The following is an 18,794-nucleotide window of genomic DNA, read 5'->3' as shown; positions in this document are numbered from 1 at the left end:
AACTGTGCCGTCGAAAGTGCAATGTCGGCTATGGCCTGGTTTGCGGGTGGTTTTCGCCTCAAAGTTCCGCGGCTGCCCAGTCTCCAACACGCACGAGGAAGCGATCCGCAGCCTCCAGCTCTACACCCGCGATCCACTCATTCGCCTGATGCGCCTGCGCGATCGAGCCGGGACCGCAGACCAGCGCCGGGATCCCGGCCTGCTGGAAAAAGCCGGCTTCTGTCCCGAACGGCATCGCAATCGGCGGCCACAAGCCGCCGAGCTTGTGCGCCACTGCGACGGCAGGGCTGTTCGCCGCGCAGTCGAGCGGCAGCACGCGCGCCAGCGGCGTCGTCTCGACACCCACCCCGCGAGACAATCCAGCTATGAGGCTCTCCACCTCGGCGAGCACGGCGCCGGCGCCGGCCTCGTCGGGCGGCCGGAACTCCCAGATGACCTCGCAGCGCTCCGGAACGATATTGATGGCGCTGCCGCCGGCGATCTTGCCGATGTTGACGGTGGTACCGCTTCGCTCGCCACATTCCGCCTTGCCGAAAGAGGCAAGCGTTGCGACGAATGCCGCCGCCGGCTCGATTGCGCTGGTGCCGAGACGCGGATCGCTCGAATGGGCCGCACGGCCATGGAAGACGCTGCAATAGCCGTAGAAGCCGCGATGGCTGAGCCCGATCCGCATCTGGGTCGGTTCGCCGATGATGGCGAGCGCCGGAAGCGGGCAGTGCGCGAGCATGTCGGCGATCAGGAGCGGGACGCCGAGACAGCCGACCTCCTCGTCATAGGACAGAGCAAGGTGGATCGGCCGCCGCAGCTCGCGGGCCCGCCAGTCCGGAACAGCTGCCAGGCAGGCCGCGACGAAGCCCTTCATGTCGACAGCGCCGCGGCCATGCAGGCGCCCATCCCGGCTGGCGAGCGCAAACGGGTCGCTCTCCCAATCCTGATCGTCGACCGGAACGACATCGGTATGCCCGGAAAGAACGAGGCCGCCCGGTGCATCGGGGCCGATCGTCGCCAGGATATTGGCCTTTTCGCCCGAGGCGTCGCTGGTCAGGCGCACCCGCGCGCCTGCATTTTCGAGATAGTCGGCAGCCCAGTGGACCAGATCGAGATTGGAGCGTCGCGATGTCGTGTCGAAGGCCACCAGTTTGTGCAGGATCTCGAGCGTATCCATGACGTCCTCAGAGCCGGGAGGCGCCGGATTGCCGCGCCGGCCGCAGCCGGGCGCCCATCCAGTTCCCGGTAGCGAGGAAGAACCCGGCGAGGATCAGCGCCATGCCCACCAGATGAAAGCCGCGCACCGGCTCGCCTAGGATCGCGACTGCGAGCAGGGCCGTGAACAAAGCCACGAGATGGAACGAGACGCCGGTGACACTCGGCCCGAGCGTCGCGACGCAATGCCCCCAGAGGATGAAGGCCAGCAGCGAGGCGAACAGGCCGATATAGAGCACGGCGGCGATCGATCCCGTATCGGTCGGAATGCGCGCACCCTGTGCGAGCTCGAAGGCCCAGAACGGCGCCAGCACTAGGAGACCGGTAGCTATGGTGGCGGCCAGGAAGACGAGCGGGCTCAAGGCTGCCGGCTTGCGCCGAAGCAGGACGGAATAGATCGCGTAGTTCGCAACCGCGATAAGCACGAGGAGCTCGCCACCATCCACCCGCAATCCGCCGAGCTGCTGCAGATCGCCGCGCGCGACGATCCAGACGACGCCGGCGAAGGAAACCACAATGCCGGCGAGCGTCCGGCCGGAGACGCGCTCGACCCCGAGCGCGAAGGCTGCGAGCGGCACCATTAATGGCAAAGTCGAGTTCAGGAAGGCGACGCTGGCGGCAGGCGTCGTCCGCAAGGCGAGATAGCCGAGTGCGTTGTAGCCGGCGATGCCGAACGCGCCGCAAGCGACGATCAGGGCAAAGTGCTGCCGCAGCAGCGCCCGCTCCCGCCAGGCCTGCCGGCCGATGAAGGGGGCAAGGCAGGCCAGCGCCACGAGCCAGCGCCCAACCGCGAGCGAGACAGGTGGAAAGCTCGCGCCGAGCGCGCGGCCAAGCACGAGGTTCCCCGCCCAGAACAGCGGCGGCAGCCAGAGCAGCAGGAGCGGACGCGCCCAGAGACCTTTCAACAGCGCGGACATGACTGGAGTCACGCGCCGTCGAGACCGATGCGAAGGCGCCGGTTGTGTCGGCCCTTATTGTCGATCTTGAGAATCCGCACCGGCCTGGACGCTCCGGTCGTCGCCAGATGCGTGCCGCCGCAGGCCTGGCGATCGAGCCCGGCGATCTCGACGATCCTGATCCGGCCATCGGCCGTCGGCGGCGGCGTGACGGAGCGCGAGCGGATCAGGCCGGGCTCGTCGAAAGCCTCGCCCTCGGTGACATAGGTTTCCCGAACCGGCAGATCCTGCCTGATCATATCGTTGATCGCGCCTTCGAGGATGCGCAGGCGTTCATTGTCGGCTTCCGGCAGGTCGAAATCGATCCGCGCCGTGCCGTCATCGTTCATCTGCACGCCGGTGACGAGGGCCCCGTCAAAGCCCTGATAGACGAGCGCATTGACGATGTGCAGATCGGTATGAAGCTCGCGCATCAGCTGCCGGAACGGACGATCGACCTGCGCAACCACGGCGCCCGAGGGCAGGACCGGCTCAGCCAGCAGGTGCCAGACGCCGTCGGCTTGCGTCTCAAAGCCGGCGAGCGCGACCTCGCCGCCCGACCATTGCAGCTTGCCCCTGTCGGCGAGCTGGCCGCCGCCGCCCGGGTAGAACGGCGATCGATCTAGCAAGACGCGGCCCGGCTCGGCGGCCACGACGGCGGTTTCGAGGTCGAACACCTCCGGCTCGTCCAGGCAGAAATAGCGCGTCACCCGAAGACTCCTTTTCCATGAGGAGTCTGGCGATCTGGCTCAACGCGGTATTGGCGGAAATTGATCGATCAGCGGGCTGCGCCGACCGCACCCGCCCGCTGGTACTGCAAGGGTGTGATTCCGAACGAGCGCTTGAAGTGCCTTGTCAGCGCGCTCTGGTCATAGAAGCCGCTGGCCAGCGCCGCTTCGACGATGGGCGCGCCGGCCTTCAACTGCCGAATCGCCGACTTCAGCCTGATCTGGGTCAGATAGGCGTGAGGCGTCAGGCCGACCGTACGCTTGAACAGGCCGATGAGCTGGAATGGGGTCATGTCGACCCAGAGGCCCATCTCGCTCAGGCTGAGCCCGCTTTCGGCATGCTGCGAGGCCATCTGCCTCGCCACCGATGAAACCGCCGCCTCGTCTCGCGGCGCGATCGGGATGGATCGGGCGCCGTCGCCATGCCGGCGGAAGAGTTGGCCGAAGCTGTCGACGAGGAGTTCGCGCTCTTCGAGCGGGTCGTGGCCATCCTCGAGGGCATGGTGCAGTCGCGCGAACGCCGCGATCAGATCGGCATCACCAACGACATTGCGCATAAAATAGCCCGGCCGGGCGATCCCGAGATCGGCGGTGACCTGATCGATCGCGGGCTGCGTCAGATAGAGCGAGCGATAGCGCCAGCGCTCGCTCCGGCCCATGCGGCCGGAATGAGGCTCGGCAGGATTGAAGACCAGCAGCACGCTCTCCCGGGCTTCGTCGCTGCGCCCACGGCTTTTGAATTCTGAGCCGCCGCTCTCCGTCACGGCGACGACGAAGGCCTCGTGCTGGTGAGGCGCATAGTCATGCGTCGTGAAGTCGGCGTGAAGGCAGCTGAGGCCATCGATGCCGGGCGCGTTCCAGTAGCGGGTGGTGTTGCGTGGATCGACACGGGGCAACGGTGCGTCCCTCTCGGTGGGGCAGATTCTTGCACGATCGGTGGAGCGCTTCCAAGTCCCTGCCCACCGCCGCCCGTGGCGCCATCCTCGGTGCCAGCCCATCTCATGACGCGCGAGCTTGCGAAATATCCCGGGCCAGCGCGCAAAAAACCGGCCCCTTTCGGGGCCGGTCATCCGCATATTGCGTGAGTTCGATGCGGGCCGCCGCGGCCCGCTGTCATTTTAGTGTAGTGTCGGTGACGGCATGGTCAGCCGCACCCGCTCGATCTCATCCTTCAGCAGCAGCTTCTTTCGCTTCAGCTCGGCCACGCTGAGATCGTCTGACGAGGGGCTCAATACCGCCTGGGCGATAGCTTCCTCGAGCTGGCGATGCTTGCGTTCAAGCTCGGCGAGATGTGTCTGCAGCGACATCTGGATCCTCCTGATGAGCGTTCTGGCAGGGTCAACTCTGACACAGAGCCGGCTTCACGTCTGCGGGGCAGACGTGCACCGCACCATGAGTTTCTGTGATCCCTTCCGAGACCTTTCCCGAGGCGCGTGAATGCGAGCGAGCCGGCCCGCATCTGTACGGTCAGCGCCCTTGCCGCGCCGCCCGTGCCTGCGCATAGTCGCGCCCGATCGCGGCGATGATGAGACGGCTTCATGGGATTCGAACTGAGCCCGGAGGAGATCGAGGTCCTGGAGGCGGAGCTGGCGCGACTGCGCGAGGAGCATCGCGACCTCGACAGCGCGATCGACGCCCTTGAGCGGCTCGGCCCGGTGAACCAGATCCAGATTCAGCGCCTGAAGAAGCGCAAGCTCTATCTGCGCGACCGCATCTCCTACCTCGAAGACCAGCTGACGCCGGACATCATCGCCTAGCGCACGGGAATTCCGGAAGAATCCTGATTCGGCCCTTGCCTGTGACGCTGCGGCCGGTCTAGATCGCGCGCTTCCTCCCTCCTGCCGGGAAGCGCGTATTTCATGGCCGAGCCGACCCCTCCCGTCGCCATCATCATGGGCAGCCAGTCTGACTGGGCGACGATGCGCCACGCCGCCGAGACGCTTCGTGAGCTCGGCATTGCCTTCGATGCGCGCATCATGTCGGCTCATCGCACGCCCGACCGGATGTACACCTTTGCCAAGGGCGCAAGAGCGGAAGGCTTCAAGGTCATCATCGCCGGCGCCGGCGGCGCCGCGCACCTGCCGGGCATGACGGCTTCGCTGACGCCGTTGCCCGTCTTCGGCGTGCCAGTCGAATCCAAGGCGCTCTCCGGTCAGGACAGCCTGCTCTCGATCGTGCAGATGCCCGGCGGCATTCCGGTCGGCACGCTCGCCATCGGCAAGGCCGGCGCGATCAACGCTGCCCTGCTCGCCGCTGCCGTCCTGGCGCTCTCCGATTCCGACCTCGCCGAACGGCTCGACGCCTGGCGCGCCAGGCTGAGCGGCGCCGTCGCCGAACGCCCGAAGGACGAGGCATGAGCCAACCCGATCCGCGCGGCCTCGGTCCAGGCGCCATCCTCGGCATTCTCGGCGGCGGGCAGCTCGCCCGCATGCTGGCGCTGGCTGCGGCCGATCTCGGCGTGCGCGTGCACATCTTCGCGCCGGACGCCGATAGCCCGGCCTATGAGGTCGCCGCCCGCCACACCATCGGCGCCTATGAGGACGAGGCGGCGCTCGCCAGCTTCGCCGACGCAGTCGACGTCGTGACCTACGAGTTCGAGAACGTGCCGGCTGCGACCGCAGCCTTCCTCGCCGCCCGCACCCCGCTGCATCCCGGCGCCCAGGCGCTTGCGGTGACGCAGGATCGCCTCACCGAGAAGCGCTTCGTCGCTGGGCTTGGCCTCGCGGTCGCCCCGTTCGAGCCGGTCGATTCGCTTGCCGACCTCGAGCAGGCCGTGGCTAGGCTCGGCCGCCCCGCCGTGCTCAAGACGCGGCGCTTCGGCTATGACGGCAAGGGACAGGTCAAGATCGCCGAAGGCGTCGATCTCGCGCAGGCCTGGGACGAGATCGGTCATTTTCCAGCGATCCTCGAGGGCTTCGTGACATTTTCGCGCGAGGTCTCGGTCGTCGCAGCCCGTGCCGCCGACGGCTCCTTCGCCGCCTTCGACGTCTGCGAGAACGAGCATCGCGACCACATCCTGGCGCTGACGCAGGTGCCCGCGCGCATCAGCCCGGCCGCCGCCGACGCAGCCATCGAGGCGGCCCGGCGTATCGGCGAGGCGCTCGGATATGTCGGCGTCTTCGCTGTCGAGTTTTTCCTGGTCGAGGGTGAGAGCGGCGAGCAGGTCGTCGTCAACGAGATTGCCCCGCGTGTGCACAATTCCGGACACTGGACCAGCGAGGGCGCGCAGACCTCGCAGTTCCACCAGCATGTCCGCGCCGTTTGTGGTTTCCCGCTCGGCGCGACGGCGCGGCGCGGGCGCGTCACCATGGAGAACCTGATCGGCGCTCAGGCACAGGACTGGCGCGCACTTCTGGCGGAACCCGGCGCGCATCTGCATCTCTACGGCAAGCGCGAGGCGAGGCCCGGCCGCAAGATGGGCCATGTCACCCGCGTCGTCCCCGAAGCCGGCTGAACGGAGAACGCCCAAAACCTACCAAAACCGCGCATTTTCGGCGGCTTTGCCGCGGTGCGGCGTGGACAGGTCGCGGGAATTCTGGTATCCGCACCAACTTCGCGGCGATCTTTCCCTGGAGAGGTCGCCGCCCGGATTCCGGACCACCGACAACGACGGACACTACGACGTGCAGGTTCTTGTTCGCGACAACAACGTCGATCAGGCGCTGCGGGCGCTGAAGAAGAAGATGCAGCGCGAGGGCATCTTCCGTGAGATGAAGCTCCGCGGCCATTACGAGAAGCCGTCCGTAAAGAAGGCACGCGAGAAGGCTGAGGCCGTCCGCCGCGCTCGCAAACTGATCCGCAAGAAACTGCAGCGCGAGGGCCTTCTGCCCGCGCCGGTGAAGCCGAAGCGCCCTGAGCGTCCCGCTCGGCCGGTCTGATCAGCTAGCGCCAGAACCGCTCTGGTATCCATCCGCGCTCGGAGCTTCTCCGGGCGCTGTCATTTTTGTAGGGTCGTTAACCAAACTTTGTCAGGGCTTGGGCGTTTTGGAGGACGGGCGGCACACCGGGGCGGTCGTGCCGCATGGCAGGCGAGAGCTTGAGCAATGGATAAGAACATGGTCACAAGCAGGAACTGGCTGATCGCGACGAGCCTCGCGCTCGCGCTCGCAGGCTGCGATACGGTGAGCATGGGCTCCGGCGCCGGCATCGCCGAGCTCCAGACCGAGAACACTGAGGCTGCAAGCGTCAATATCGGCTCGCTCAGCGAGGTGGTCAGCCGCAACCCGAACGACCCGCAGGCCTATAATACGCGTGGCGCGGCCTATGCCCGCGTCGGCCGCTACTCCGACGCCATCTCTGACTTCACCAAGGCGGTGCAGATCGATTCCAATTTCGCGCCGGCCTACACCAATCGTGGCCTGGCCCTGCGCCAGACCGGGCGCAACGACGCCGCGCTGCAGGATTTCAATCGCGCGACCACGGCCAATCCGAACTACGCCCCGGCCTATATCGCTCGTGCCAATCTGCTGCGCGTGCAGGGTAACAGCCAGCAGGCGCTGGCCGATCTCAACAGCGCGATCCGCCTCAACCCGGAAGCGGCCGAGGCCTTCCATGCCCGCGGATTGGTCTACCAGAAGGAAGGCCAGCACCAGCATGCCGTCACCGATTTCGACTCGGTGATCGACCGCAACCCCTACACCGCCCCGCCCTATATCGCCCGCGGCGAGAGCCTGAACGCGCTCGGCAAGTACGACTCCGCGCTCGAGGACTTCACCGCCGCGCTCAATGTCGACAACCGTAATGCCGCTGCCTGGGCCGGCCGCGGCTTCGCCTTCGAGAAGCAGGGCAAGAAGACCGAGGCGAGCGAGGCCTATCAGCGCGCCCTCGGCCTCGACGGCAACAACCAGATCGCCCGCGCCGGCTCAGCTCGCCTCGGCGGCGGTGGCGGGATGTTCCGCTTCTGAGCCGCTCGGTTTACCGCCTCTCCGCCGTCACCGTCTCGCTGCCGGCCAGGCGGCCTGTGTTCAGATCGGTGAGGAAACGCCGGATTTCCGGCACCGAGCCGTGTGCCGGCAAATTCTCATGATCGCCTTCCGGGAAGCGGACGAAGCGCTTCGGCGGATTGGCAAGCGAAAATAGCGCCTCGCCCTGGCTGAACGGAATGACCCCGTCGCGCTCGCCATGCAGCACGAGCAGCGGCGCCTTGACCTTGCCGATGACTTGGTCGGAACGGAACTGGTCATGCATGACCAGGCCAACCGGGATGAAGGGATAAAGCTGCTGCGCCACAGCGGCAGTTGAGAGGTAAGGCGCTTCGAGGATCACAGCCTTGAGCGGGGCCTCCGCGGCGAGCTTCAGCACCACGCCGGTGCCGAGCGACTCGCCATAGCCCACCAACCGGTCAGCGCCAAATCGCGCCACGGCCGCGGCATAGGCGGCGCGTGCGTCCTGCGCCAGCCCGTCCTCAGTGGGCGTGCCGGTCGAGCCGCCATAGCCGCGATAGTTCACCGCAAACAGGCCAGTCCCGTCCTCCGTCAGCGCCCGGAAGCGCGTCTGCCGGATCGATCTGCCGAAATTGCCGGCATTGCCGTGAAAGAACAGCAACACCGGCTTGCCCTCGCGTGGCGGCACCACCCAGGCGATCAGCTTCTCGCCGTCGGCCGTGGCCAGCTCCGTCTCCTCGGCTCTGGGTAAGTTCGCGCTCGCGATCTCGGCGCGGGCCGGATTGCGCGGATACAGCAGCTGGCGCTGCTGGACATAGAGCAACACCAGCACCGCGACATAGGCACTCAGCGCCCCAATGGCGAGAAGCTTCAGGATCCTGCGCATCACCGACGACCTTCAGGCTCAGCCCGAAACAAAAGGGCCGGCATCGAGCCGGCCCTTTGCGACGTTCCGATGACGGATGGCCGTGCTCAGTGCGCCATCGCCTTGACGATCTCGTCGGTGACCTTCTTGGCGTCGCCGAACAGCATCATCGTGTTGGGCCGGAAGAACAGCTCGTTCTCGACCCCGGCATAGCCGGCGGCCATGCCGCGCTTGATGAAGAGCACGGTCTTGGCCTTCTCGACGTCGAGGATCGGCATGCCGTAGATCGGTGAAGCCTTGTCGGTCTTGGCAGCCGGGTTGGTGACGTCGTTGGCGCCGATGACGAAGGCGACGTCGGCCTGGCCGAACTCCGAGTTGATATCCTCGAGCTCGAAGACCTCGTCATAGGGAACGTTAGCCTCGGCCAGCAGCACGTTCATATGGCCAGGCATGCGGCCCGCCACCGGATGGATGGCGTACTTCACCTCGACGCCCTCCTTCTTGAGCAGGTCCGCCATCTCGCGCAGCGCGTGCTGCGCTTGGGCCACTGCCATGCCGTAGCCCGGCACGATCAGGACCTTGCCGGCATTCTTCATGATGTAGGCGGCATCATCAGGCGAGCCCTGCTTGACCGGGCGAGCCTCGACCGCGCCGCCCGCGCCGGCCGCAGCATCATCGCCGCCAAAGCCACCGAGGATGACGGAGATGAAGCTCCGGTTCATCGCTTTGCACATGATGTAGGACAGGATCGCGCCGGACGAGCCGACGAGCGCGCCGGTGATGATCAGCGCCATGTTGCCGAGCGTGAAGCCGATGCCCGCCGCGGCCCAGCCGGAATAGGAGTTCAGCATCGAGACGACGACCGGCATGTCCGCGCCGCCGATCGGGATGATCAAGAGCACGCCGAGCGCGAAGGAGACCAGCACGATCAGCCAGAAGACGAGATGGCTTTCCGTCTTCAGGAAGATCAACAGCATTACCAGAAGCGCGATGCCGAGGCCGATATTGATGCCATGGCGCTGCGGCAGCATGATCGGCTTGCCGCTCATCCGCCCGTCGAGCTTGAGGAAGGCGATGATCGAGCCGGTGAAGGTGATCGCGCCGATGGCGACGCCTAGCGCCATCTCGAACAGGCTGGCGCCCTTGATCTTGCCGACCTGGCCGATGCCGAACGCCTCAGGCGCATAGAGCGCCGCCGCTGCCACAAGCACGGCCGCAAGGCCGACAAGCGAGTGGAAGAAGGCGACGAGCTGCGGCATCTGCGTCATCTGCACGCGCTTGGCCATATAGGCGCCGAAGCCGCCGCCGATCGCGATGCCGAGGATGACGAGCAGCCAGCCGGAGAAGCCGGCCGGCGGGTAGAAGATCACTGTGGTCAGCACGGCGATCGCCATGCCGATCATGCCGTAGCGGTTGCCCTGGCGCGAGCTCGTCGGGTGCGACAGCCCGCGCAGGGCCATGATGAACAGGACGCCGGAGACGACGTAGAGAAGGGCGGCGAGATTGGCGGCCATGCGCGTCAGCCCTTCTTCTTGTACATCGAGAGCATTCGCTCGGTGACGAGGAAGCCACCGAAGATGTTCACCGAAGCCAGGATCAGCGCGATGAAGCCGAAGACCTTGGCCCAGAGCGGCCCGTCGCCCATCGCGGGCGCGGCCTGGACACCGACTGCCAGCAGCGCGCCGACGACGATGACCGAGGAGATCGCGTTGGTGACCGACATCAGCGGCGTGTGCAGCGCCGGCGTCACCGACCAGACGACGTAGTAGCCGACGAAGACGGCGAGCACGAAGATGGCAAGGCGATAGACCGTCGGGTCGACGCCGGTCGCGGCGCCGGCCGCCGCAGCGGCCTGCTCGGCGTATTTCTCGGCGAGCTCGGCTGCCTGTTTCGCCAGTGCCGCGGCGGAGCGGGCCTGTTCGAGCGCCTGTTCGGGTGTCGGATTAGCCATGACGTGACACTCCCCTTTGTGCGCTTCAGGCCTTGGCCACGAAATTCGGGTGGACGACGGCGCCATCCTTGGTCAGGCAGGTCGCCTTGACCAGCTCGTCATCCCAGTTCACCGCGAGCTTCTTCTCGGCCTTGTCGATCAGCGTCTCGACGAAGGCGAAGAGGTTCTTGGCGTAAAGGCTGGAGGAGGTCGCCGGCAGGCGGCCCGGCACGTTGAGATGGCCGACGATCTTGACCCCGTTCGGCGTGGTCACGACCTCGCCTGGCCTGGCGAGCTCGCAATTGCCGCCGCGCTCGACCGCAAGGTCGATGATCACCGAGCCGGGCTTCATGCTCTCGACCATCGCCGCAGAGATCAGCTTCGGCGCCGGGCGGCCCGGGATCAGCGCGGTGGTGATGACGATGTCCTGCTTGGCGATATGGCTCGCCGTCAGCTCGGCCTGCTTGGCCTGGTACTCCTTGGACATTTCCTTGGCGTAGCCGCCGGCGGTCTGCGCCTGCTTGAACTCCTCGTCCTCGACCGCCAGGAACTTGGCGCCGAGCGACTCGACCTGCTCCTTGGTGGCCGGCCGCACGTCCGTCGCGGTGACGATGGCGCCCATGCGACGCGCGGTGGCGATCGCCTGCAGGCCGGCGACGCCGACGCCCATGATGAAGATCCTCGCCGCCGGCACGGTGCCGGCCGCGGTCATCATCATCGGCAGCGCGCGGCCGTATTCGGCGGCGCCGTCGATCACAGCGCGATAGCCGGCGAGGTTCGCCTGCGAGGACAAAACGTCCATGACCTGCGCGCGGGTGATGCGCGGCATGAACTCCATGGCGAAGGCCGCGACATTGGCCTTGGCGAGCGCCTCGACCTGCGCCTCGCTGCCATAGGGGTCCATGATGCCGACGACGAGCGCTCCGGCCGGCAGGCCCGCGATCTCATCTTCACCCGGGCGGCGCACCTTCAGCACGATGTCGGCGCCCTTGAGCGCGTCCTTGGCGCTCTTGGCGATTGTCGCGCCGGCCGCCTCGTAATCGCTATCCGTAATCCCGGAGGCGAGGCCCGCCCCCTTCTCCACTGCGATCTCGGCCCCGAGGCCAATGAACTTGCGGACGGTTTCCGGCGTCACGGCGACGCGGGTCTCCGCCCCTTGCGTTTCGGCTGGGACAGCGATGCGCATGGAGGCCAGGCCTTTCGGGCTTAGTAGAGGAGGAGCGCGAGCAGCATCAGAACGAAGGGAACGAGCGTGGCGCGCCAGCCGATCGACGGGGCGGCGATGCCGACGCCGGTGCCGACCAGGGTCAACAGCGTGCCCACGATAGCGGTACCCCAGGCATGCTTGGTGCCGCCGACGGCGAGCGCAGCGACGATTGCGAGGCAGGCCACCGTGCCGACTTCGGCGAAGTGGATGAAGCCCGTATAGGTGCGCTCATGCTCCGGGTAGTCCATCTCCGGAATGTCGGCAGCGTGTCCGTGGTCGGCCATGAAAAGAGTCCCGAGTTCAATCCTATTCTTACGCCCTGTACCGCACCTGCCAAGGGTCGGCAACGGAGCGCCGGAACGACTACGCCCATTTTCTAGGCAACAGCGTCATGCCGCTAAGGAAAAACCGCATCGGCCATGATTTAAATCGATTTAAATTATGATATCAAGCGTAACTTATGGCAGCGACCCCGGCGAAACATGTGGTGCCGCGTCACAACTGTATTGACGATTCCGATCGTCAGGAACTGCCGAGACCAGCCGCCGCCAGCGCCGCGCCTTGCTCGCTCGCCACGCGCGCGACGCTGAAATCCGCGATCTCCTGCTCGAACAGCCGGTGGAAATTCAGCTCGGCGTCGAGATGCAGGAAGACGCCCCCTAAGCCGATCGCGGCCCGGTCCATGAAGACGAACTCGCGCGGCACGGTCACCGGGCCCCGCGCCTTCAGCGCCGAATGGACTTGGAAAGCCTGCTTGCGGCCGTATTCCGACGGTTTTACGCCCTCGGCGATGCGGCGCGTGCGATCCTCCAGCAGCGGGCCGTAGATGAACTTCGCCCAGATGTTGAGAGTATCGATCAGCTCCTTGTTGAGCCCCTTGAAGCCCCAGACCTCATAGGCGTGGACGACGCGGGCCTCCTCACCTGTAAGCAGGCCGCGATAGAGATCGACCACGCCGCCGACGAAACTCGGCGGGAAGATCCGGATGCAGCCATAGTCGAGCAGGTTGATGCCCCCTGGCTCGCCGCCGTCCTGGAAAACCGTGTAGTTGCCGAGATGCGGGTCGCCATGGATCACGCCGTGATGGCTGAACGGCCGCCACCAGGCCCGGAACATCGCGGTCGAGATCCTGTCGCGGACCTCCTGGCTCGCCTGCTTGTGGTTGAGGATCTTGTCGCCCTCGAGCCAGCCCATGGTCAGAAGGCGCCGCGTCGACAGCTCCGGCACGACATTGGGCACGCGGACCTCCGGCGTTGCAGCCAGCATGTTCTGGTAGAGCGCGACATGCTTAGCCTCGCGGCGATAGTCGAGTTCCTCGCGGACGCGGGCGCTGATCTCCTTGGCGATCTCGCTGGTGTCGATCACCGCGCCCATGCGTCGGTGCAGCCCGAACAGGATCTCAAGCTGGGAGATATCGGCCTCCACGGCCGACTCCATGTCGGGGTACTGGAGCTTGCAGGCGAGCGGGGCGTCGTCGAGCGAGACCGCCCGATGCACTTGCCCGAGCGAGGCGGCAGCCGCCGGCTTCAAATCGAACTCGGCAAAGCGCTCGCGCCAGGTCGCTCCGAGTTCGGCCTGCATGCGGCGCTTGACGAAGGCCGCTCCCATCGGCGGCGCTTCCGATTGCAGCTTCTGCAGTTCGGCGGCGTATTCCGGCGGAACCACGTCGGGAATAGTGGCGACGAGCTGCGCCACCTTCATCAGCGGGCCCTTCAGCCCGCCGAGCGCCTTCGCCAGCGCCTCCGCATTGGTGGCGTTGCGGCCTTCCAGCCCGAACAGCTTGGTGCCGGCGATGCGCGCCGCCACGCCGCCGACATTGGCGCCGACGCGGGCATAGCGCGCCGCGCGGGCGGAGAATCGGTTGGCTTCGCTATCGCGTTCGGACATTGAGGCTCGCGGCGCTGTGATGGCTGCTACCCGATGTAGGCGCTCCGCCGGGGAAAGCCAGCCGACACGCTGTCTCAGGCGCCCCCGGCCTGCTCGATCGCCACCGGAAAGCCGCGGCCGAGCGAGTTGGCGACCATGCAGATCGCCTTGGCCTTTTCGATGACAGGCGCAGCGTCTGAGCTGTCCTGCATCTCGCACGCGACGTTCATCGTCGCCGCCGTCGTCAGCAGCGGGCTGCCCTCCAGTTCGACCGTGACCGAGATGGCGATCCGCCCGAGCGCGACCCCGAGCTCATCAGCGGCATAGCGCAGATCGTTGCAGAAGCAGCCGCCAAGGGCGAGCGCGAGCAATTGCGCGCCGTTGAAGCCGAGCCCCATGCCGCCAGCCCTGCCGTCAGGGCGATCGACGACGACGGTATGCGCGCCGGCCCAGCCTATCGCGGCCTGCGTGCCCTCGACATTGCGCAGTTCGATCGTCACCGACGCCATGGCGTTCCCCTCGCGTACCGGAAACACGAGAGGCTAATCGCTGACGCCGATCGCCGCCACTGTCCGGGTCAAGCCGCTAGGCTCGCCCTGACCTCCGCCACACTCGCGGGCCGGCCGCCGGCAACCTCCACCTTGCAGACCATGTCGGCGATCAATTGCGCGTTCGTACGCGTTTCGCCGAAGGGCGCATCCTCCAGCCCGGCGCGGACATGGACGCCGCGCGCGACCGCCGGGGCGACGATCTCCGTGAGGTCGACGCCGAGCCCCGCGATCATCACGGGAGCTTGGCGCGCACAATCCGCTAGCAGCGCAAGATGCGCTTCGAGCGCGTAGGGCTTCGGTGGAAAGCCCCAGGCGAAGGCATCGGAGAACATCAGCCGGTAGATCGGCGTCGGCATGCCCGGATAGGCCTTGGCCAACGCAGCTCCCAGCCGGGTGAAGCCGGGCTCGTAGATCGCATAGCTCGGATGGATCTTGTGGCGCTGCGCGACGTCCATCCCCTCGCGGATATGCTCGCCGGGGTTCTGGTAAATGAATCCGGCCTCGCCCTCGGGAATGCCGGCGAAGGTCGTCCAGTTGCACGAACCGGGATCGAGCACGCCCCATTCGACCAGGCCACGCTTGGCCAATTCTTCCAGATGCGTGTAGCGGCCCGAGCCGATCATGTCGCCGGCGTAAGCAGAGCCGAGGATGGGGATGGTCGGATAGACGATCACGTCGACCTTGGCTCTGATGCCCTCGATCGCCTGCGCATAGAGCTCCCAGTCGTCGCGCTGGCGGCCGGTCTCGACGTCGTAGACATGCAGATGGACGATCGCCGCGCCGGCCTCGACCGCCGCGATCCCGTCCGCGACGATGTCAGAGATCGTGATCGGAATGCCGGGCTGGCGCTCCTTGCCCCAGGGGCCATTGATCGCAGCCTCGATCCAGATCGGTGTAGTCATGCAGACGCATCCTTCGTCGGTCCAATCTCAAGCACGACGACCTCACAGACCTCTTCGAGCGCAGTCGGACAACGTTCGACGCCGTGCGGCACGACGATGAACTCCCCTTCTTCGATGACCTCATCCCGGTCGCGGAACTTCATCAGCAGCCGGCCCTTGTGAACGAAGAAGACCTCATCCTCGCGGCTGTTGAAATGCCAACCGGCCTCGCCCTCGAATTTCGCGAGCTTGATCTGCAGATTGTTGACGGATGCGGCAAGCCGGGGAGGCCAGCTGTCGGAAAATCGTCCGAAAGCACTCTCCAGATTCTCCTTGCGGAACGGTGAGATGTGCCGGTTGAGCATCGCGACATCACGGATGATCGTCTTCAGCTGGCTTGGCACGTCGCTGCCATGGGCCGGATATTTTCCATCGAGCGCGGCCGTGCCAATGGTGAAACCGGCGGCCCCGGCCTCCTTCAAGGCTGCGATGCGACCCGGGGTGTCGATCGATCCGGCCACATAGACGGGCTTCGACACCGCGGAGCAGACGGCTTCGATGAGCGCCGGGACGTTCTCGTGCGAGCGATAGGCCAGGAGATCGAGGCCGTGCACGCCGTCGCGTGCGGCCATGGCCTGCGCGCTGGCGACGATTTCGTCGATGCTCCCCCTCAGCACGCTCGGATGTCCGGAGATCGTGCCCGGGAACGGGCAGTACTGGATCGTGGTGCCGGCGATGATCGGCAGCACATCGTCGACCCTCGTCCCGCCAAGCAGAATGTCGATGCCGATCTCGACCGCAGCTTTCGCAGACGCGATCTCGCTGTCGCGATCGAGCGAGACGACTTCGAGATAGGAGGTTGCGCCGCCGGCCTTGATCGCCGCGTTGAGCGCTTTCAGCGTGTCGAGCGGCAAGCCGATGTCCTTGAAGCCGATATGCCGGACTCCAAGAGCCAGAGCCGTCCGAAGCTGCTCCATCGCATCGCTGACCGTCCGGTCGTTGCGGGTGAGCATGAAGATGAAGCGTAGGCCCATCAGGACACCTGTTCCGTTCCGTTCGTCCGGTCTGCGCGGCGACGAGCCGCCAGGCGCTGGCGACTATGCTGGCTCAGCCAGCGCGTTTCGCAACCGCTGGGCGCTGGGCGGGGCTGCAGTCGGCGCTCTTTCAGCGGATCGGACTGCCGCCCTATCAAGGGTATCCTGATATCCCTGTCTTGTTTGCCCACGGCCGGTCCTCGATGAACCCAAGCGATTCCCGTGACAGCGATCTCATGGCCTCGGTCGGGATCGGTCAACCTGTGCCGCGCAGGGAGGATGCGATCCTCGTGCAGGGGCACGGGCGCTACACGGACGATCTTAGCGTCGAGCGGCAGCTCTTCGCAGCCTTCGTCCGCAGCCCTCATGCCCATGGCCATCTGCGTGATCTCGATCTGGCAGAGGCCCGAGCGATGAAGGGTGTCGTCGCGATCTACACCGCGGCGGACCTCGACGGCCACGGCTACAACCCGATCGCGACGCCGATCGCTGTGCCGGGCCGCGATGGTGCGCCGATGAAAAGGCCGCAGCGGGCGGCGCTCGCTGCCGACAAGGTCCGCTTCGTCGGCGATCCCGTCGCGATGGTGGTCGCCCGCACCGCCGATCAGGCCCGGAGCGCCGCGGAGGCGGTCAGGCTCGACATCGATATCCTGCCTGCGGTCACCGATGCCGAGCAGGCGCTCGGGGCCGACGCCCCGCAACTTTATGACGATGTCGCCGGCAATCTGATCGTCGATTTCCAGTCCGGCGACGGCGAGAAGGTCGCTGCGGCCTTTGCCGGAGCCGCGCACATCGCCCGGGTGCGGATCGTCAACAACCGCGTCGTGGTCAACCCGATCGAGCCGCGCAGTGCCATTGCGAGCTTCGATGGCAAGTCGAAGCGCTACACGCTGCACGCTCCAAGCCAGGGCGCCTTCGGCATGCGCAACAACCTGGCCGCGGCCATGGGGGTGAAGCCTGCCGGCTTGCGCTTGGTCACGGGCCATGTCGGCGGCTCGTTCGGCATGAAGGCTTCCGTGTTTCCCGAATACGTCACTCTCCTCCACGCAGCCCGCATGTTGAAGCGGCCGGTCAAATGGACCGATCAACGATCGGAGAGCTTCGTCTCGGATCACCATGGCCGCGACATGGTTTTCGAGGCCGAGCTGGCGCTGGACGCTCGCGGTCGCTTCCTTGCGACGCGCTTCACCGGCGTCGCCAACATGGGCGCCTATCTCACGCCGGTCGGAGCCATGATGCCGACGGCGAATATCGGGAAGAACTCGGTCGGCATGTACCGGACGCCCCTCGTCGAGGTCCGGACGCGTTGTGCGGTGACGAACACCCCGCCGATCGGGGCCTATCGCGGCGCGGGTCGCCCGGAAGGCAACTATTTCATGGAGCGCCTGATCGATACGGCGGCGCGCGATATGGGCATCGACAGCGCGAGCCTGCGGCGGCGCAACCTGATCCCGCCTGCCAGACTGCCCTGGGCCACGCCGGTCGGGACGGTCTACGACAGCGGCGATTTCCCGGCGCTGTTCGAGCGAGCCCTCGAAGCATCGGACTGGAAGGGATACACTGGGCGATTGCGGGCGAGCCGGAAGGCGGGCTTGCTGCGCGGGCGCGGTATCGGCTGCTATCTTGAGGTGACTGCGCCACCGACGAACGAAATGGGCGGGATCCATTTCGAGCCGGATGGCAGCGTGAGCATCGTCACCGGCACGCTCGATTATGGCCAGGGACATTGGACGCCCTTCGCCCAGCTCCTCACCAGCCAGCTCGGCGTTCCCTTCGCGGCGATCAAGCTCGTCCAGGGCGACAGCGACCGGCTGATCGCCGGCGGAGGCACCGGCGGCTCAAAATCGCTGATGGCGAGCGGCTCGGCGATCATCGAAGCGAGCGAGCTCGTCATCGAAAAGGGCAAGTTGCTCGCCGGTCATTTCCTCGAGGCCAATACCGCCGATATCGAGTTCGCGAACGGCCGCTTCACCGTCATCGGTACCGACCGCTCGATCAAGATCATGGACATCGCGGCGAGGCTGCGTGGTGGCGCCGCGGTGCCACCCGACCTGCCACAGTCGCTCGACGTCGATCATGTCTTCAAGGCAGCGCCTTCAGCCTATCCCAATGGCTGTCACGTCGCCGAGGTCGAGATCGATCCCGAGACCGGACATGTCGAGGTCGCGCGCTATGTCATGATCAATGACTTCGGAACCGTGGTGAACCCGATGATCGTCGAAGGGCAGCTCCATGGCGGCGTGGTACAGGGCATCGGCCAGGCGCTGTTCGAGCGGACGGTCTATGACGACAGCGGCCAGCTCCTCACCGGGTCGTACATGGACTACGCATTGCCCCGGGCAGCGGATGTCCCGTTCTTCTCGTTCGTGAGCCGGGGTGTGCCGACCCTCAATAACCGAGTCGGTGCCAAAGGTTGCGGCGAAGCCGGTTGCGCCGGCTCGCTGCCTTCGGTCATGAACGCAGTGGTCGACGCCCTGGCGCCGTATGGCATCACGCATCTGGACATGCCCGCGACGCCTCAAGCGGTCTGGCGGGCGGTTCAGTCCGGGCGGATCGGATAGGTAGCTTACGCCAGTGGGCGGTGGCTTCCTGAACAGGACGATCGCATCCTGATTGCGCTCATGATCAAAGGCCGCCGGCAGGACATGGGCAATGCCAGCGCAGAAACGCGAACCATGATGAGCGCACCCAGGATAGGTTCGGCGCCCCGC

General features: G+C 66.1%; 20 protein-coding genes. 6 read left to right on the top strand and 14 right to left on the bottom strand.

All coding sequences use genetic code 11. From position 1 onward, the window contains the following. Nucleotides 1–58: 58 nt before the first annotated feature. The 5 genes from argE to BLM15_RS28645 form a co-directional block, all read right to left on the bottom strand. On the bottom strand, nt 59–1,165 hold the full coding sequence (gene argE, locus BLM15_RS28665; RefSeq protein ID WP_126115937.1) for an acetylornithine deacetylase: 1,107 nt from the start codon (nt 1,163–1,165) through the stop codon (nt 59–61). 7 nt (nt 1,166–1,172) lie between these two features. Continuing rightward, nucleotides 1,173–2,120, bottom strand: a complete 948-nt coding sequence (locus BLM15_RS28660; RefSeq protein ID WP_126115936.1) for a DMT family transporter — start codon at nt 2,118–2,120, stop codon at nt 1,173–1,175. A gap of 8 nt (nt 2,121–2,128) precedes the next feature. Continuing rightward, nucleotides 2,129–2,848 (bottom strand): alanyl-tRNA editing protein, encoded by a 720-nt coding sequence (locus BLM15_RS28655; protein WP_126115935.1) that lies wholly within the window; start codon nt 2,846–2,848, stop codon nt 2,129–2,131. A gap of 68 nt (nt 2,849–2,916) precedes the next feature. Continuing rightward, on the bottom strand, nt 2,917–3,762 hold the full coding sequence (locus BLM15_RS28650; protein ID WP_126115934.1) for a helix-turn-helix domain-containing protein: 846 nt from the start codon (nt 3,760–3,762) through the stop codon (nt 2,917–2,919). A 222-nt stretch (nt 3,763–3,984) separates the two neighbouring features. Continuing rightward, nucleotides 3,985–4,173, bottom strand: a complete 189-nt coding sequence (locus tag BLM15_RS28645) for a YdcH family protein (RefSeq protein WP_110488658.1) — start codon at nt 4,171–4,173, stop codon at nt 3,985–3,987. Nucleotides 4,174–4,404: 231 nt separating this feature from the next. Here BLM15_RS28645 and BLM15_RS28640 point away from each other — a divergent pair, with 231 nt between their 5' ends. The 5 genes from BLM15_RS28640 to BLM15_RS28620 all read left to right on the top strand — a co-directional run bounded on the left by BLM15_RS28640 (nt 4,405) and on the right by BLM15_RS28620 (nt 7,770). Then, on the top strand, nt 4,405–4,623 hold the full coding sequence (locus tag BLM15_RS28640; protein ID WP_110488657.1) for a YdcH family protein: 219 nt from the start codon (nt 4,405–4,407) through the stop codon (nt 4,621–4,623). A 102-nt stretch (nt 4,624–4,725) separates the two neighbouring features. Continuing rightward, nucleotides 4,726–5,223: a 5-(carboxyamino)imidazole ribonucleotide mutase gene (gene purE, locus BLM15_RS28635; protein ID WP_126115933.1), complete on the top strand. Its 498-nt coding sequence runs from the start codon at nt 4,726–4,728 to the stop codon at nt 5,221–5,223. After that, a complete protein-coding gene (locus tag BLM15_RS28630; protein ID WP_126115932.1) occupies nt 5,220–6,320 on the top strand; it encodes a 5-(carboxyamino)imidazole ribonucleotide synthase in 1,101 nt (366 codons plus the stop codon). Before purE ends, BLM15_RS28630 begins: the two co-directional genes overlap by 4 nt. Before the next feature lie 169 nt (nt 6,321–6,489). Beyond that, nucleotides 6,490–6,744 (top strand): 30S ribosomal protein S21, encoded by a 255-nt coding sequence (gene rpsU / locus BLM15_RS28625; RefSeq protein WP_126116403.1) that lies wholly within the window; start codon nt 6,490–6,492, stop codon nt 6,742–6,744. A 177-nt stretch (nt 6,745–6,921) separates the two neighbouring features. Continuing rightward, nucleotides 6,922–7,770: a tetratricopeptide repeat protein gene (locus BLM15_RS28620; RefSeq protein ID WP_236846462.1), complete on the top strand. Its 849-nt coding sequence runs from the start codon at nt 6,922–6,924 to the stop codon at nt 7,768–7,770. 10 nt (nt 7,771–7,780) lie between these two features. Here BLM15_RS28620 and BLM15_RS28615 read toward each other — a convergent pair whose 3' ends face one another. From BLM15_RS28615 to BLM15_RS32250, 9 genes are all read right to left on the bottom strand, one after another. Continuing rightward, a complete protein-coding gene (locus BLM15_RS28615) occupies nt 7,781–8,635 on the bottom strand; it encodes an alpha/beta hydrolase (protein WP_126116402.1) in 855 nt (284 codons plus the stop codon). Nucleotides 8,636–8,721: 86 nt separating this feature from the next. Next, a complete protein-coding gene (locus tag BLM15_RS28610; RefSeq protein WP_126115930.1) occupies nt 8,722–10,128 on the bottom strand; it encodes an NAD(P)(+) transhydrogenase (Re/Si-specific) subunit beta in 1,407 nt (468 codons plus the stop codon). Between the two features lie 5 nt (nt 10,129–10,133). Continuing rightward, nucleotides 10,134–10,565 (bottom strand): NAD(P) transhydrogenase subunit alpha part 2, encoded by a 432-nt coding sequence (locus tag BLM15_RS28605; RefSeq protein ID WP_126115929.1) that lies wholly within the window; start codon nt 10,563–10,565, stop codon nt 10,134–10,136. 25 nt (nt 10,566–10,590) lie between these two features. Further along, nucleotides 10,591–11,730 (bottom strand): Re/Si-specific NAD(P)(+) transhydrogenase subunit alpha, encoded by a 1,140-nt coding sequence (locus BLM15_RS28600; RefSeq protein WP_126115928.1) that lies wholly within the window; start codon nt 11,728–11,730, stop codon nt 10,591–10,593. 20 nt (nt 11,731–11,750) lie between these two features. Further along, a complete protein-coding gene (locus tag BLM15_RS28595; RefSeq protein WP_126115927.1) occupies nt 11,751–12,035 on the bottom strand; it encodes an aa3-type cytochrome c oxidase subunit IV in 285 nt (94 codons plus the stop codon). 238 nt (nt 12,036–12,273) lie between these two features. Then, the gene (locus tag BLM15_RS28590; RefSeq protein ID WP_126115926.1) at nt 12,274–13,638 is read right to left on the bottom strand and encodes an ABC1 kinase family protein; all 1,365 of its coding nucleotides are present in this window, start codon (nt 13,636–13,638) and stop codon (nt 12,274–12,276) included. Between the two features lie 74 nt (nt 13,639–13,712). Continuing rightward, nucleotides 13,713–14,126 (bottom strand): OsmC family protein, encoded by a 414-nt coding sequence (locus tag BLM15_RS28585; RefSeq protein WP_126115925.1) that lies wholly within the window; start codon nt 14,124–14,126, stop codon nt 13,713–13,715. 68 nt (nt 14,127–14,194) lie between these two features. Next, the gene (locus BLM15_RS28580; protein ID WP_126115924.1) at nt 14,195–15,070 is read right to left on the bottom strand and encodes a beta-keto acid cleavage family enzyme; all 876 of its coding nucleotides are present in this window, start codon (nt 15,068–15,070) and stop codon (nt 14,195–14,197) included. After that, a complete protein-coding gene (locus BLM15_RS32250; RefSeq protein WP_126115923.1) occupies nt 15,067–16,083 on the bottom strand; it encodes a cupin domain-containing protein in 1,017 nt (338 codons plus the stop codon). Before BLM15_RS32250 ends, BLM15_RS28580 begins: the two co-directional genes overlap by 4 nt. 203 nt (nt 16,084–16,286) lie before the next feature. Between BLM15_RS32250 and BLM15_RS28570 the strand changes: the two genes are divergently transcribed. Beyond that, nucleotides 16,287–18,644 carry a xanthine dehydrogenase family protein molybdopterin-binding subunit gene (locus BLM15_RS28570; protein ID WP_126115922.1) on the top strand — a complete coding sequence of 786 codons (2,358 nt, stop codon included), beginning with the start codon at nt 16,287–16,289 and terminating at the stop codon, nt 18,642–18,644. Nucleotides 18,645–18,794: the final 150 nt, after the last annotated feature.

The organism is Bosea sp. Tri-49, from assembly GCF_003952665.1.
Taxonomy (GTDB): Bacteria; Pseudomonadota; Alphaproteobacteria; order Rhizobiales; family Beijerinckiaceae; genus Allobosea.
The sequence above is the reverse complement of the archived record's forward strand: the minus strand, read 5'-3'. Positions and strand labels throughout refer to the sequence as shown.